Raw genomic sequence first — 15341 nt, 5'->3', positions numbered from 1 at the left:
CATTGTTCCCCCCCGTTGGCTGAGGTGCCGCGGAGCGGCCTCGAAGCCTGAGAGACTTGAGCGGACGACGTTGCGCTTTCTAGGCTTCGAGTCTCGTCGCTGCGCTCCTCGAACCTCAGCCAGCGAAGTTCGCGAGTCCTCAGGGGACCGGGTGGCCGTTCTCGGTCATCCCGCGAAAGCCCGTCAGCATCAGGGCGATCCTGCGCGCGGACAGGTCCGTCACGTGGCGGTGCACGTCCTCAGGCTCCACCCAGTGGATGGCGCGGATCTCCCGGTCGTCGGTGCCCAGCTCGGCCGCGACCTCCGGCGCCAGGACCCCGCCGTCGAAGATGAACTCCACCGCGTCCGACCACCCAAGGTAGGGCGGCATCCAGTCGGTCAGCAGCGGCTGCCCGAACGTGACCTCGATGCCCAACTCCTCCATCGTCTCCCGCTCGCCCCCGGCGCGGGGCGTCTCGTGCGGCTCCACCACGCCGCCGGGGAGCTCCCAGTCCTCCTTGTAGGAGGTCTCGAGCAGGAGCACCAGGCCCTGCTCGTCGCGGAACAGGGCGTGGGAGATCACCCGCTTGGTGGGAAGGATCGAGTCCAGGACCCCGGAGAACCCGTGCGGGCCGTAGACCGTGTCCACGGCGAGGCGCGAGTAGATGAGGATGTCGCGGAAGACGCCTGGTTCTGGCTCGACGGCGGAGCGCAGCCGCCCCTCCAGGCGGAAGCCGCAGCGGTGGAGGGCCACCCGCGCGGCCGTGTCCCACTCGGGCAACTCCACCTGCAACCGGCGCAGCTCGTGCGCGAGGATGGCGTCGTCGGCGGCCAGTGAGAGCGCGCGGCGCAGTGTGTCCACGTCGACCTCCTGCTCGGCCCACCGCAGGGTGCCGACGCCGCCGACGATGTCCACCGACACCTTGAAGTCGCTCACGTCACGACCGTACCCGGTGGGTCCCGCGCCACGCGACACGGGGGCACCCACCGGGGAGACGGGTCAGTCGGCCTGCCGACGCAGCCAGATGGAGCCCAGCGGGGGCACGGTGACGCGTGCGCGGGCGGGGAAGTGGCCCCAGGGCTCGTCGTAGGCGGTGACCTCGCCGAGGTTGCCGAACTCGCCGGACCCGTCGTAGGTGGGCGAATCCGTGTTGAGGATCTCCTCCCACGCACCGGCGGCGGGAAGTCCGATCTCGTAGTCGCGCAGCGGCTCCGGGGAGAAGTTCGTCACGCACGCGATGTGGTTGTAGTCCTCGTCGTGGCGCACCCAGGAGAGGGCGTTGCGGCCCGCGTCGTCGGCGTTGATCCAGCTGAAGCCCTTCGGCGAGCTGTCCAGCTCGTAGAGGGGGCGGTTCGACTTGTAGATGTGGTTGAGGTCCCGGAAGAGACGCTGCAGGCCGCCGTGGCCCCACAGCTCGCTGACCCACCATTCGAGGGAGACGGACTCGCTGAACTCGGGCCGCTGTCCGAACTCGCAGCCCATGAAGATCAGCTGCTTGCCGGGGAAGCTCCACATGAAGGAGTAGTAGGCGCGCAGGGTGGCGAACTTGCGCCAGTCGTCCTGCGGGACCTTGTTGATCATGGATCCCTTGCCGTGGACCACCTCGTCGTGGCTGATCGGCAGCACGAAGTTCTCCGAGTAGGCGTAGACCATGGCGAAGGTGAGCAGGTTGTGCTCGTACTGGCGGTAGACCGGGTCCAGCTGCAGGTAGCGCAGCGTGTCGTTCATCCAGCCCATGTTCCACTTGAAGCCGAAGCCGAGGCCGCCCTCGTGGACGGGTTTGGTGACGCCGGCGAAGCTGGTGGACTCCTCCGCGATCATCAGCACGCCGGGCTCGCGCTCGTAGAGGTGACGGTTGCAGTAGCGCAGGAAGTCGATGGCCTCGAGGTTTTCGCGGCCGCCGAACTGGTTGGGCACCCATTCGCCCTCTTCGCGGGAGTAGTCCAGGTACAGCATGGAGGCGACGGCGTCCACCCGCAGGCCGTCGATGTGGAACTCCTGGATCCAGTACAGCGCGTTGGAGATGAGGAAGCTCTTCACCTCGTTGCGGCCGTAGTTGAAGATGTAGGTGCCCCAGTCCTGGTGCTCGCCCTGGCGCGGGTCCGCGTGCTCGTACAGGGCGGTGCCGTCGAAGCGGCCGAGCGCCCAGTCGTCCTTGGGGAAGTGGCCGGGCACCCAGTCCATGATCACGCCGATGCCGGCCTGGTGAAGCCTGTCGACGAGGTAGCGGAGATCATCCGGCTTGCCGAAACGCGACGTGGGGGAGAAGTAGCCGGAGACCTGGTAGCCCCAGCTGGGCTCGAACGGGTGCTCCGACAGCGGCATGAACTCGACGTGGGTGTAGCCCTGCCACTTGACGTAGCTGACGAGCTCCTCGGCCAGATCGAGGTAGCTCTTGCCCTTGCGCCAGCCGCCCAGGTGCACCTCGTAGACGCTCATCGGCTCGGCGTGGGCCTGGGAGGCGCGTCGCTTGGCGATCCACTCGTCGTCGTCCCACACGTACTTCGACTCGTAGACGATCGACGCGTTGGCCGGCGCCTGCTCGCTGAACTTGGCCATCGGATCGACCTTCTCGATCCAGCGGCCGTCCTGGGTCTCGATGCGGAACTTGTACAGGGTGCCCTCGTCGAGGCCCTCGATGAACGCGCCCCAGACGCCGGAGCCGGGGATCAGCTCCATCGCGTCGCCGGTCCACCAGTTGAAGTCCCCGATGATGGAGACGGACTTGGCGTTGGGGGCCCACAGGGCGAAACGCACCCCGGTGACGGTGCCCCTCTCGTCGTCCTCGACTGTGACCACCTCGCTGCCGAGGCGCTTCCACAGCTCGGTGTCTCCACCACCATGGAACCCTTCGAAGTCCCAACCGGTAAGTCCACCGAAGCGGTCGTGCGCCATTTTCTTGACTCCTTCGAAGCGATGTCGTTTGCGCGCCAATCTAGCGTGCCGAGCGTCGCCGCGGGCGGACTGAGGCCGCACCGCGGGGGTTCCGCGGGTGCGGGTTATGGGATCGTTATCAACGATTCGAGGTGCTGGAGGGGGACCTGCAGCAGGTGCGGGCGGAACCGGGCCTCGTAGACGGCCTCGTATCCTGCCTTGTCCGTCTCGTAGGCGGCCAGCACCGGGTCCCCGGCGTCCGCGTCGATGCCGTAGCCGCGCAGGAATGCGGATCGGCACTCGGCCAGCCATCCGGCGGAGGCGCCGCCGGCGGCGCGGGCGTAAGCGAACGAGCGCAGCATCCCGGCCACGTCACGCAGCGGCGAATCGGGGAGCCGGCGCTCCTCCATGGACTTGAGGGGTTCGCCCTCGAAGTCCACGTAGCGCCACCGGCCCTCGCTGAGCAGCACCTGGCCCAGGTGGCAGTCCCCGTGCACGCGCTGCGCGGGCAGGCGGGCGTGGTCGATGGCGGCGAAGACCGCCTCCGCGGCGTCCGCGTAGGGCGCCACCGCATCCACCTCGGCGACCACCGCGGCGAAGCGACGGCGGCAATCAGCGGCCAGGGCGGCGCCGTCGACGGTGGCCGTGGCCAGCCGTTCGGCGAGGACCCTGTGCACCGTGGCCAGCGCCTCGCCCAGGGCATGGGAGTGCTCGGCGAAGCTGCGGCCCTCGGTGGCGTACTCGCAGGCCAGCACGTAGCCGTCGGTGGGCTCCGGCAAGGCCTCGAGGAAGACCGCCAGGTCTGTGCCGTCCCAGGTCCACGCCCCGTACAGCTCCGCCACCACGCCGGTGCCCGCCAGCGCGGCGTGCAGCTCCACGTCCACCGAGCGGCCGGGCTCAACGCGCCGGAACACCTTGACCAGCAGCTCGTCGCCGAAGAAGACCGAGGTGTTGGACTGTTCGCCCGCGTAGCGACGGGCGGGCAGCCCGGGCGCCACCGCCCGGTACCGCTCGAAGCCGGGGGCCTCGTCGTGGAGGGCGCGCAGCAGGACGCCGCCCTCGTCGCAGGCGTCGGTGGGCTCACCGTCGCGGTAGAGAAGCGGGACGTGGAAGCGCTCCTGGTGGCCGTCGTCGAACTCGACGACGAGCAGCGCGGGACGCAGCGCCGGCCCGGCCCACGGGCCGAGCTCGACGCCGACCGGGCGGCCGCTGCGCCCCGAGAACCAGCGCGAGCTGAGCGCCAGGTCCCAGAGCTGCTGCTGCAACTCCGTGCTCACTCAGCCACCACGTGGAAGATGTGCGCCGGCTTCCCGGGCCACAGCTGCACCCAGGACCGCTCACCCCAGACGTACTCCTCGCCGGTGAGCTCGTCGACCACCCGCACGCTGCCCTGCCCGTTGACGCCGAGCGCGCCGAAGTCCAGCATGATGTCCGAGGACACCGTGTTGTCCGGGTCCAGCGAGCACACCACCAGCACCGTGTCCGTGCCGTCGTTCTTGGAGAAGACGATCACCGAATCGTGGGGCGCGTGGTGGAAGTGGATGTCGCGCAGCTGCTGGAGGGCGGGGTGCGTGTCGCGGATCTGGTTGAGCTTGCCGAGCAGCAGGTTGAGGTTGGGCTGGGCGTTGAAGTCACGCGGGCGGTACTCGAACTTCTCCGAGTTGAGGTATTCCTCCTTGCCCGGGGCCAGCGCCTCATGTTCGAAGAGCTCGAAGCCGGAGTAGACGCCCCACGTGGGCGACATCGTCGCGGCGAGGATGGCGCGGATGGAGAACGCCGCGTGATTGCCCGACTGCAGGAAGAACGGGTTGATGTCCGGGGTGTTGACGAAGAAGTTGGGCCGGTAATAGGACGCCATCTCCTGCGACAGCTCCGTGAGGTACTCGGTGAGCTCCCACTTGAGGTTGCGCCACGTGAAGTAGGTGTAGCTCTGCTGGAAGCCCACCTTCCCGAGCGCCGCCATCATCTGCGGGCGGGTGAATGCCTCGGCGAGGAAGATGACCTCCGGGTTGGTCTCGTGGATGCGCTCCATCAGCCAGTCCCAGAACTCCACAGGCTTGGTGTGCGGGTTGTCGACGCGGAAGATGGAGACCCCGTGGTCGATCCAGAACCGCACGATCCGCAGCACCTCGTAGTAGATGCCCACGGGGTCGTTGTCGAAGTTGATGGGATAGATGTCCTGGTACTTCTTCGGCGGGTTCTCCGCGTAGGCGATGGTGCCGTCGAGGCGGGTGCTGAACCACTCCGGGTGCTCCACCACCCACGGGTGGTCCGGGGAGGCCTGCAGCGCCAGGTCGAGGGCGATCTCCAGGCCCAGCGAGCGGGCCTTGGACACGAAGGCGTCGAAGTCGTCGAAGTCGCCCAGGTCCGGGTGGATCGCGTCGTGGCCGCCGTCGGGGGATCCGATGGCCCACGGCGAGCCGGGATCCTCCGGGCCGGGGTTCAGCGTGTTGTTCCTGCCCTTGCGGAACGCGGTGCCGATGGGGTGGATGGGTGGCAGGTAGACCACGTTGAAGCCCATCGCGGCGGCGGCCTCGAGGCGCTCGTGCGAGGAGTTGAACGTGCCGGAGTGCCAGTGGCCGTCGCCGTCCTGCCAGGCGCCCTGCGAGCGGGGGAAGAACTCGTACCACGACGAGTAGAGGGCCCGGCGGCGCTCCACGCGGATGGGGAACTCGGCGGTGGGCGAGACGAGCTCGCGGGGGCCGAAGCGGGCCATCGCCCGGGTGATGGGCGCAGACGTGATGAGCTCCAGCATCTCCTCGACGTCGGTCTCCGGGTTGACTGTCTCCGCGGCGGCGCGGAGCAGGTTGGCGGCCCCGGGGACGCGCATCGAATCGGCCTGCTGCGCGGAGCGGGTGAGGAGGTCGCGGCCCTCCAGGCACACCAGCTCCACGTCCATGGACACCGGCAGCTTCGCCTCGGCGTGGTGGCGCCAGGTGCCCCACGGGTCGCTCCAGCCCTCGATGCGGTAGGTCCAGTCGCCCTCGGCGGCCATCCGGACGTACGCCTGCCAGATGTCGAGGCCCTTGGGCTCGACCTGCTTCATGTCGATGCGGCGCTGGGTGCCGCCCGGAGAGGTCAGGATCACCGACGCGTTGACCGAGTCGTGACCCTCCCGGAACACGTTGGCCTGAATCAGCAGCCGTTCATGGACGACTGACTTGACGGGGTAGACCCCGCCCTCGATCACGGGGGAAGCGCCGGTGACCGGGATGCGGCCGAGGCCGCCGTCGGTCCGGACGATGCGCTTGAGGGACATGGTTGGGTAATCCGCACTCACGCCCGTCAGCCTAGCTGGCGGGGCGCCCTGCATGCACCGTTCAGGAGAGCAGATCCAGCGACGACGGCTCGGCCTCCGCCTGCAGTGCGAGCAGCTCGCGGGTGCTGGTGGGCACCTGGACCCGCATCAGCACCACGGACCGGGCCGGCATGGTCATCTCGGCCAGGGCCGGCAGGACGCCTCCGGGCAGCTCGTAGGACTCGGCGCTGTGCCACACGATCTCGTAGCCGTAGCCCCACGGAAGGGTGGGCAGCGTCAGCGGCACCGGGGCAGCGCCCGAGTTGAACCAGGTGAGGAACGCCTCGCGCTCGTCCGAGACGTACATGCCGAGCAGGCGGCGGCCGCCGTCGTGCCAGGCGTCGTGGCTCATCTCGCCGAACTCGCCGTCCATCCAGGTGAGGTCCACGCGCTGCAGGTTCTCGCTGTGCTCGGTGATGATCTCGGTGTGGTAGGCGAAGTCCACCGGGCGGAGCACCGGGTGGCTCTGACGGAGCTTGATCAGGGCGGCGATGCGGCTCTGTACCTGGAGCCACTCGAACGGGATGTCCCAGCTGACCCATGAGAGGGGGGAGTCCTGGCAGTAGGCGTTGTTGTTGCCCTTCTGGGTGCGGCCGAACTCGTCGCCCGCGGTGAGCATGGGGGTGCCGGCGGCCAGCAGCTGGGTGGCCATCAGGTTCAGCACCTGGCGACGGCGCAGCGCGTTGATCTCCGGGTCCTCAGTCTCGCCCTCCCAGCCGTGGTTCCAGGAGCGGTTGTTGTCCGAGCCGTCGCGGTTGGCCTCGCCGTTGTCCAGGTTGTGCTTGACGTCGTAGCTCACCAGGTCCCGGAGGGTAAAACCGTCGTGGGCGGTGATGAAGTTGATGCTCGACTGCGGTGCGCGGCCCGGTTGATCGAAGATGTCCGGGGAGCCGGCCAGGCGCGTGGCGAGTTCCTGGACGCCGTGCACGGCGCCGCGCCAGTAGTCGCGGATGTGATCCCGGAAGCGGTCGTTCCACTCGTACCAGCCGGGGCCCCAGGCGCCCACCTGGTAGCCGTACGGGCCGATGTCCCACGGCTCGGCGATCATCTTGATGCCCTCGAAGGCGGGATCGGACTCGACCAGCCGCTTGAACGCGTGATTGTGGTCCACGTGGTGCTGCTCGTCGCGGATCAGCGTGGTGGCCAGATCGAAGCGGAACCCGTCGACGCCCATCTCGGTAACCCAGTAGCGCATCGAATCCAGCACCAGCTGCAGCACCATGGGGTGCGAGGTGTTGACCGAGTTGCCGCAGCCCGTGACGTCGTAGTCGTCCCGGCGGTCGTTGGTGAGTCGGTAGTAGGCGTCGTGGTCCAGGCCGCGCATGGACAGCGTGGGCCCCTCGTGGCCGCCCTCGCCGGTGTGGTTGTAGACCACGTCGAGGATCACCTCGATGCCGGCCTCGTGCAGCGCGCTGACCATCTGCTTGAAGTCGGCCACCTGGTTTCCGACGGTGCCGCGGGTGGCGTAGTAGGCGTGCGGGGCGAAGAAACCGAGCGAGTTGTAGCCCCAGTAGTTGCGCAGCCCCTTGGTGGCCACGAACGGCTCCGAGACGAAGTGATGCACGGGCAGCAGCTGGATGGCGGTGATGCCCAGGCCGGTCAGGTACTCGAGGACCGACGGGTCCGCCAGCGCCAGATATGAGCCGCGGAGGTGCTCGGGGACCTGCGGGTGCAGCTTGGTGAAGCCGCGCAGGTGCGCCTCGTAGAGGATGGTCTCCGACATGGGACGACGGCGTGCGATGGGCTTGGGCGGGGGCGTGTCCGCCACCACCACGCTCAGCGGCACCGCCCCGAAGGAGTCCCGGGTGGAGATGCTGAAGGGGCTGCCGGGGATGTGGTCCAGGATGGGGCCGCGGAAGTCCACCCCGCCGCTGATGGCGCGCGCGTAGGGGTCCAGCAGGAGCCTGGCGGGATTGAATCGGCTGCCCGACGACGGGTCCCACGGCCCGTGCACGCGGAAGCCATAATGCTGCTCGGCGTCCACGCCGGGCACCTCGACGGTCCAGATGCCCTCATCGTCGCGGGACATCTCGATGTTGTGCTGCTGATTGAGAGGATCGATGAGCGCCAGCTCGACCCCGGTGGCACGCGGGGCCCACAGGCCGAAGCGCACGCCATGGGCGGTGATCCGGGCGCCGAGGGCGCTCGAATCAGGCGGGGTGAGGGATGTCATCGGTAGCTTCCTGGAATCGTTTTTTTCGACAGCGCCCCATTGTGCCACTTTCTGGCACAAACTCCACTTCGCTGGGGGGTTTGCCGTCGTCGCCGCCTGGCTAGCATGGACTCTCGGGAGTCGCGCGTGCGGGGCCCGAACGAGGGGGAGCCGTGGAGTCCGTCTATCTCGACCATGCCGCCACCTCCCCGCTGCGCCCTGAGGCGCTTGAGGCCTTCGTCGAAGCATCGGGACTGGTGGGAAACGCCTCGTCGTTGCACCGGCCGGGGCAGCGCGCCCGGCGCCGGTTGGAGGAGGCGCGCGAGGAGTTGGCGGCTGCGGTGGGCGCGCACCCGACGGAGGTTGTGTTCACGTCAGGGGGGTCTGAGGCGGACACGATCGCGGTGCTGGGGGGTTGGGAGGCGGGACGGTCGCGGGGTCGGGGGCGGTGCCTTGTGTCGGCCGTTGAGCATCCGGCGGTGCTCGGGGCGGTGTCGCGGGGGGCTGAGGTCTTGCCGGTGTCGCGGGAGGGCGTGGTGTCGCTGGGCGTTCTCGAGGCGATGCTCGACGAGGCCGTTGCGGTGGTGTCGGTGATGTGGGTGAACAACGAGACGGGGGTTGTGCAGCCCGTTTCGGAGGTGGGGGAGTTGGCTGGGGCGGTGGGGGCGTGGATGCACACGGATGCGGTGCAGGCGTTGGGGCATCTGCCGGTGGATTTCGGGGCCAGTGGAGCGGATCTGATGAGTGTGTCGGCACACAAGATCGGTGGGCCCGTGGGCGTGGGGGCGCTGCTGGCGCGTCGTGGGGTGGTGCCGTCCGCCGTCGGGCTGGGCGGTGGGCAGGAGCGCGAGGTGCGGTCCGGGACCCAGCCCGTGGCGTTGGCGGCGGCGTTCGCGCGGGCGGCGAGTGTCGCGGTGGGGGAGTTGGGGGCTGAAGTGTCGCGGGTTTCTGGGCTGCGGGATCGCGTGGCGGAGGTGTGCGTGGCTGCTGGCGGGCGGTTGAACAGCTGGCCTCGGCCGGCGGGTACGGGCGTGCCGAGTGGACCCCTGCCGGGAGGCGCGCCGCACATCGTCAACGTGACCTTCGACGGCGTGCGCGCCGACGACCTGCTGTTCCTGCTGGACCAGCGGGGGATCGCGGCGTCGGTGGGGAGTGCGTGTCGCGCGGGGGTGCATCAGCCCAGCGAGGTGCTGCTGGCGATGGGGCGGACGTCCGACGAGGCGACGCAGTCGTTGCGCTTCTCGTTGGGTTGGACCACGACGTCGTCCGACATCTCGCGGCTGGTGGAGGTCCTCCCGGAGGCCTTGAGCGTCGCCCGCTCCGCCTTCTGACCCCACGTTCGCTCCCTGAGGAGGCCGGCGTCGCGAAGCGACCGTCGGCTGTCCCCACCGCTCCCTGAGGAGGCCGGCGTCGCGAAGCGACCGTCGGCTGTCTCCATCGCTCCCTGAGGAGGCCGGCGTCGCGAAGCGACCGTCGGCTGTCTCGAAGGGTCGTGACGCAACCCGTCCGCTGACCCGCCCCAGCGGTGGTGCCGGCAGCCGTGAGCCGAGTCACGGGCGGCCGTCGGCAACGGTCTCTCCGTGCGCAGCGACTGGCCTGTGGTCAAATGGTGAGGCCGCCCGTGCCTCGTCTCCCGCCTCCCCGCACTCGATCGCCTGTGGCGTTCCCAATCCGGGCGTGTGCCGTCAGGGCTGCCCGGCTCAGGTCTGCTCAGGCGGGAGGCCAGCTGGGTGATCCTCGGGTTGGGCATCCCGACGCCATACCACCCTGCCGGCCCACACCCGAGCGATCAGCTCGCGTTCTCCGCTGTGCATCAGCGATGACATGACTCCAGAGAATCCCTACTATCACGGCTAGACTCCCGTTCACGAGTGGTCTTGATGGGGGAGCTTGGTGTGATCGACGCAGAGACTGGCGCTTCCGAGCCCATGGAAGTAGTCCCGGTTGGGATCTCATCCGAGCGCGGCGCGACCGCGGTGGAGTACGCGATCATGGCCAGCCTCATCGCAGCAGTCATTGTCACGGCGGTGACCGTCTTGGGGACCCAGGTGAATGCGCTCTTTCAGTCCGTCATCACGGAGATGGGCTGGTAGTAGTCCGAAGCGGGAGTCCTGGCTCTGGTGGAATGGCACTGTGGGCTCCCGACTTCAGGTCTACGCTCCCGGCATGGAACAAGCAGACTCACGGATCCGCAACCTCGCCGTCGGTCTGCCCGTCCGCGATGGTCACGTTCTCGTGCAGGAATTCGGTGGGGCCGACGGCGAGCCTCCCTTTGTGCGTGCGATCGGTGGGGGCATCGAGTTCGGTGAGCGTGCCATCGAGGCGTTGTTGCGTGAGTTCTTGGAGGAGTTGGGTGTCGCAGTGACGGCAGCTGAGTTGTTGGGCGTCACCGAGAACATCTTCACGTTCCTTGGCCGAGCTGGCCATGAGATTGTGCACATCTTCTCCGTGGAGTGTCCTGCCCTCGAGGCGTGGCCGCTCGACACAAGGGTGAAAGTGATTGACGACGAGAGCATCGTCGCGTGGCACCGGTTGGACACCCTGGGCGGCGAAGGCCTTCCGTTCTACCCCGACGGCGCGCTGGACGCTGCCCTGTCACTCCTTGATGGAGCTCCCACCGGGGACGGTCGGCGATGACGGCGGACGCCTCGGCGGTAGTGAGCCCCGACACCGAAGCCGTCGGCTCCGCGAGCAGGGGCTCTTGGTGGGTCACAGCACTCTTCGCTGCCACCTCATTCGTGGGTGCCTCACTCCTCTTCGTGGTGCAGCCGATGGTGGCACGCCTCGTGCTACCCCAGTTTGGCGGGTCGGCGACGGTGTGGAGTACCAGCAGCCTCTTCTTCCAGGTAGTGCTTCTGATCGGCTACATCTACGCGCACATCAGCACACAGAAGCTCGGTCCCCGTCTGCAGCCACTTCTGCACGTGGGGCTCGTCCTGTTGCCACTGATGGTCCTTCCCGTCGCCTTGGCCGGTGGCGGACCGCCAACCGATGCGTCCCCAATCCTGCGGCTGCTCTGGATCTTGGCGCTGACGATCGGCCTGCCTTTTGCAGTGGTGTCCACGACCGGCCCGCTGTTGCAGCGTTGGTACTCCTGGACCGTCGGTCATCGCGCAGAGGACCCGTACTTTCTTTTCGCCACCAGCAACCTGGGCAGCTTTGTGGGGTTGCTGGCCTACCCCTTCGTGGTGGAGCCGTTGTTGACGCTCGATCAGCAGCGCCTGGGGTGGTCATTCGGGTACGGGGTATTCATGGTGCTGATGATTGGCTCCGGGGCGGTTGCACTCGTGAACAGGTCGCCTCACCTGCCGATTCGCGCTCAGAAGGAGCTTGCCGTGGCATCCGCTCGCGAGCGGATCCCAGCCCGGCAGGTGCTCATCTGGCTCGCTTTGGCCTTCATCCCCTCCAGTCTCATGTTGGGGGTGACTGCGCACATCTCCACGGACGTCGCAGCCGTGCCCCTGCTGTGGGTGGTGCCCCTTTCCATTTACCTCGCGACATTCGTCGTAGCCTTCGCCCGGTCCTCGAGGCACGTCAGCCCGCGATGGCAGGTGGCTTCGGCAGCGGCGGCCGTGGTGGCACTCCTGGCGTGGTTCCCCTCGGGTGGGCTGCCGATCTGGCTCCTGATCGTGCTGAACCTGGCGGTTCTGGCCGTCGCATCGTCCACCGCCCACGCGATGCTGGCATCTCGGCGCCCGCCAACAGCCCACCTCACGTTCTACTACATCGTCGTGGCGGTGGGTGGGGCGCTGGGTGGCCTGCTGAACGGCGTGGTGGCGCCCCTGCTGTTCAACGCGGTGTGGGAGTACCCGCTGATCCTGGTGGCCACGATTGTCTTGGCCCTGCCACAGACGAGGCCATCGTTGGGTGTGCTCAGTCGTCGCTACCACCCCGCCTTTGTCCGCTTTCTCGAGGTCGGGGGCACCCTCGCGATCCTTCTAGTGCTCTCCGTCGGCGGTGCTAGGTCGATCGGATGGCAGCCGTGGCTGGTGTCGGTGGTGCCCGTGGGATGGATCGCCGCCGGTGTGCTGTTCAGTCGGCGACCGCTGGCCACAATGGTGGCCGCCCTGGTGTTTCTGCTCATCCCGTCACTGACCGGTGGCGAGATCTTGGTCCGCGACCGATCCTTCTACGGGGCTTACACGGTCAGGGAACGCGACGGGTGGCGCCTCTTCTCGCACGGCACAACGCTGCACGGTCAGCAGGCGTTGGGCGAGCGCCGTTCGGAGCCGTCGACGTACTACGCGCGCGGCGGACCGGTGGGGGACGCCTACTCGGTCTTGGAGGGCGCCTCGGACATCGCCGCCGTTGGGCTGGGTGTCGGAACGCTCGCGGCCTACGGGGAGCCGGATCAGCGGCTCACCTTCTTCGAGATCGACCCGGACGTGATCGAGGTCGCGTCGAACCCCGACCTCTTTACCTTCCTCTCCGAGAGCCTTGCGGCCGTCGACTTCGTCGTTGGCGACGGTCGGCTGCGGATCGAGGAACAACGCGACGCCTCATACGACATGGTGGTTCTGGACGCTTTCACCTCTGACGCCATTCCCGTGCACCTGCTGACGCAGGATGCCTTCGAGTCCTACGGCAGGGTCCTGAAGGAGGACGGACTGCTGCTAGTGCACGTGAGCAGTCGAGTCTTCGACCTTGAGCCAGTTGTGGCGGCCGGTGCAGACACGCTGGGTTGGGAGGCTGTCCTTGGGCGTGGCGAGCTGGACGACGAGACCGGCGCGACGCTCAGCGAGTGGGTCGCGCTTTCGGCGGATGGGGCGAAGCTCGACAGCCTGCTTGCCGACGACAAATGGCGCTCGATCGACGATCGACGAGTGGTCTGGACGGACAACTTCTCCTCGATCGTGACCGTCTTGCGGCGCGGCTGACTCGCGTCGCGAACAGAGACCCAGGCCGAGAGTCAATACGGGGGATCGTGACGGACTGTGCAGGTCTGACATGCGGATCGGTACAGTGGAGCACTGCTGAGCAGAGGAGCGCCACGTGCGGGTGTTGGTTGCCATGTCGGGCGGGGTGGACTCCGCCGTCGCTGCCGCGCGCCTGGTGGCCGAGGGCCACGAAGTCACCGGCGTGCACCTCGCCCTGTCCAAGAACCCCGCGTCCTACCGATCGGGGGCGCGGGGGTGCTGTTCGCTGGAGGACTCCCACGACGCGCGCCGCGTGGCGGACAAGCTGGACATCCCCTTCTACGTGTGGGACTTCGCCGAGGAGTTCCACGAGGCTGTCGTGGAGGACTTCGTCGCCGAGTATCGAGCCGGCCGCACGCCCAACCCCTGCCTGCGCTGCAACGAGAAGATCAAGTTCGCGGCGGTGCTGGACCGCGGCATCGCACTAGGCTTTGACGCCGTCGCCACGGGCCACTACGCGGACCTGAGGCGCCACGACGATGGCGCCGTCTCCCTGCACCGCGCGGCCGACGCCGCGAAGGATCAGTCCTACGTGCTCGGCATGCTCACTCAGGACCAGCTCCGGCGCTGCACATTCCCGCTCAACGACGTGGAGAAGCCGGTTGTGCGCGCCGAGGCGCAGGCGCTCGGGCTGGGTGTGGCGAAGAAGCCGGACAGCCACGACATCTGCTTCATCGCCGACGGCGACACCCAGGGTTTCCTCGGCCGGTACCTCGACGACGCACCCGGCCCCATCGTCGACGGCGACGGTGCAGTGCTGGGGGAGCACCGCGGGACGCACCGCTACACCGTTGGCCAGCGCAAGGGCTTGGACCTGAGGGTGCCTGCACCATCAGGGGAGCCGCGCTACGTGCTGCGGATCGAGCCGGTGGGCAACACCGTCGTGGTGGGGTCGCGGGAGGACCTGGCCGTCACCCAGTTGACGGGGATCCGACCCTCGTGGACCGCGGAGGCCGTCGACGGTCCCTGGCGGGGGCAGGCGCAGTACCGGGCGCACGGGACGCCGCAGGATGCGACCATCGCGGCCGTCGACGGCGCCCTGTCCGTGCTGTTGGAGGAGCCCGGTCACGGCGTGGCGCCGGGTCAGACCGTGGTGGTCTATGACGGTGACCGCGTGGTGGGCAGCGCCGTGATCGCCGAGGCCCGCTGATGCTGATCACCGCTGCGGGCTCGCTGCCGGGGACGGACTTCAGGGGGGCGTTGGCGGCCATGGCTGAGACCCTGCCCGAGGTGCTGCCGCTGCCGGAGCTGCCGGAGCGCGGTGTGGGGTCGGACATGATCGGACGTGCGCTGGGGCTCATCTCGGGGCTTGGATTCGACGTGCAGCCTGCCGGCTGGCGTCTGGTGCCGAACTCGGGGGCTGAGCATCGTCGGGCTCACGCTCAGTGGCGCCAGGACCTTGACGACACTGAGGAGCTTCTCCAGGGCTTCGACGGCGTGCTGAAGGTGGCCGTGCCCGGCCCATGGACGCTGGCGTCCTCCGTCGAGCGGCCCATGGGCGACCGTCTCCTGGCCGATCACGGAGCCCGGCGAGAGTTGGCCCAGGCGCAGGTTGAGGCTGTGTCGCGGTTGCGGGCGGAGGTGTCGCGGCGGGTGCCGGGTGCCACCTTGTGGGTGCAGGTGGACGAGCCGTCGATGATGGCGGTGGCCGAGGGGCGCGTGCCCACGGCGAGCGGGTTCTCGCGCCATCGTCGGGTGGACATGCCCGCGCTGGTGGAGGCGTTGCGTCCGCTGGCCGGTGGCGCCTGGCTGCATTGCTGTGCGCCTGGGCGGTGGCTGGAGGTGTCGCGGCGGGCTGGGTTCGCTGGGGCGTCGGTGGACGCTGCGCTGGTGGACCTCGACGAGTTGGCGCAGTGGCGCGACGAGGGCCGCGGGCTCATCCTCGGCGTCGTCGACACCGCACGAGGGCCGCAGACCGTCGACGAACTCGTCAGGGCCTCCCTGCGGGTGCTCCGAGCGATTCAGGTGGACTCGCTGCAAGGCCTCACACTCGGCACGGCGTGCGGCCTCTCCGGTTGGCGTCGGGAGGACGTGATCCCACAGCTCGAGGCGCTGCGGAAGGCAGCGGCCCTGGTGGAGGAGCAGCTGGCCCGTGGGTAGCGCGCCGACGCTCGCCTAAGC

11 protein-coding genes are annotated in these 15341 nt (G+C 68.5%); 6 read left to right on the top strand and 5 right to left on the bottom strand.

Annotated features, from left to right (window positions below; all coding sequences use genetic code 11):
• Positions 1 to 139: 139 nt before the first annotated feature.
• The 5 genes from ACX1D1_RS10325 to glgX form a co-directional block, all read right to left on the bottom strand.
• Complete coding sequence (locus ACX1D1_RS10325) at positions 140 to 916, bottom strand: NUDIX hydrolase (protein WP_459054510.1); 777 nt, start codon at positions 914 to 916, stop codon at positions 140 to 142.
• A 63-nt stretch (positions 917 to 979) separates the two neighbouring features.
• Complete coding sequence (glgB, locus tag ACX1D1_RS10320; protein ID WP_182799862.1) at positions 980 to 2875, bottom strand: 1,4-alpha-glucan branching protein GlgB; 1896 nt, start codon at positions 2873 to 2875, stop codon at positions 980 to 982.
• Positions 2876 to 2979: 104 nt separating this feature from the next.
• Positions 2980 to 4131 carry a phosphotransferase gene (locus tag ACX1D1_RS10315; RefSeq protein WP_459054509.1) on the bottom strand — a complete coding sequence of 384 codons (1152 nt, stop codon included), beginning with the start codon at positions 4129 to 4131 and terminating at the stop codon, positions 2980 to 2982.
• On the bottom strand, positions 4128 to 6113 hold the full coding sequence (locus ACX1D1_RS10310) for an alpha-1,4-glucan--maltose-1-phosphate maltosyltransferase (protein ID WP_459056578.1): 1986 nt from the start codon (positions 6111 to 6113) through the stop codon (positions 4128 to 4130). Before ACX1D1_RS10310 ends, ACX1D1_RS10315 begins: the two co-directional genes overlap by 4 nt.
• Before the next feature lie 61 nt (positions 6114 to 6174).
• A complete protein-coding gene (gene glgX, locus ACX1D1_RS10305) occupies positions 6175 to 8325 on the bottom strand; it encodes a glycogen debranching protein GlgX (RefSeq protein ID WP_459054508.1) in 2151 nt (716 codons plus the stop codon).
• A gap of 152 nt (positions 8326 to 8477) precedes the next feature.
• Here glgX and ACX1D1_RS10300 point away from each other — a divergent pair, with 152 nt between their 5' ends.
• The 6 genes from ACX1D1_RS10300 to ACX1D1_RS10275 all read left to right on the top strand — a co-directional run bounded on the left by ACX1D1_RS10300 (position 8478) and on the right by ACX1D1_RS10275 (position 15320).
• On the top strand, positions 8478 to 9635 hold the full coding sequence (locus ACX1D1_RS10300; protein WP_459054507.1) for a cysteine desulfurase family protein: 1158 nt from the start codon (positions 8478 to 8480) through the stop codon (positions 9633 to 9635).
• 564 nt (positions 9636 to 10199) lie between these two features.
• Positions 10200 to 10397 (top strand): Flp family type IVb pilin, encoded by a 198-nt coding sequence (locus ACX1D1_RS10295; RefSeq protein WP_459054506.1) that lies wholly within the window; start codon positions 10200 to 10202, stop codon positions 10395 to 10397.
• A 73-nt stretch (positions 10398 to 10470) separates the two neighbouring features.
• Positions 10471 to 10941: an NUDIX hydrolase gene (locus ACX1D1_RS10290; RefSeq protein ID WP_459054505.1), complete on the top strand. Its 471-nt coding sequence runs from the start codon at positions 10471 to 10473 to the stop codon at positions 10939 to 10941.
• Between the two features lie 101 nt (positions 10942 to 11042).
• A complete protein-coding gene (locus ACX1D1_RS10285; RefSeq protein ID WP_459054504.1) occupies positions 11043 to 13181 on the top strand; it encodes a spermidine synthase in 2139 nt (712 codons plus the stop codon).
• Positions 13182 to 13296: 115 nt separating this feature from the next.
• Positions 13297 to 14370 (top strand): tRNA 2-thiouridine(34) synthase MnmA, encoded by a 1074-nt coding sequence (gene mnmA / locus ACX1D1_RS10280; RefSeq protein ID WP_459054503.1) that lies wholly within the window; start codon positions 13297 to 13299, stop codon positions 14368 to 14370.
• Positions 14370 to 15320: a uroporphyrinogen decarboxylase/cobalamine-independent methonine synthase family protein gene (locus ACX1D1_RS10275; RefSeq protein WP_459054502.1), complete on the top strand. Its 951-nt coding sequence runs from the start codon at positions 14370 to 14372 to the stop codon at positions 15318 to 15320. The genes mnmA and ACX1D1_RS10275 overlap by 1 nt, the downstream gene beginning before the upstream one ends.
• Positions 15321 to 15341: the final 21 nt, after the last annotated feature.

The organism is Tessaracoccus luoxuelianae (genome assembly GCF_054483915.1).
This window is presented reverse-complemented; position numbering and strand designations above follow the sequence as displayed.

What these genes read in the sequence shown, in the direction of transcription:
- ACX1D1_RS10310 (WP_459056578.1), bottom strand. Translation starts at nt 6,113, where the DNA reads ATGTCCCTCAAGCGCATCGTCCGGACCGACGGCGGCCTCGGCCGCATC.
- ACX1D1_RS10275 (WP_459054502.1), top strand. Translation starts at nt 14,370, where the DNA reads ATGCTGATCACCGCTGCGGGCTCGCTGCCGGGGACGGACTTCAGGGGG.
- glgX (WP_459054508.1), bottom strand. Translation starts at nt 8,325, where the DNA reads ATGACATCCCTCACCCCGCCTGATTCGAGCGCCCTCGGCGCCCGGATC.
- ACX1D1_RS10290 (WP_459054505.1), top strand. Translation starts at nt 10,471, where the DNA reads ATGGAACAAGCAGACTCACGGATCCGCAACCTCGCCGTCGGTCTGCCC.
- glgB (WP_182799862.1), bottom strand. Translation starts at nt 2,875, where the DNA reads ATGGCGCACGACCGCTTCGGTGGACTTACCGGTTGGGACTTCGAAGGG.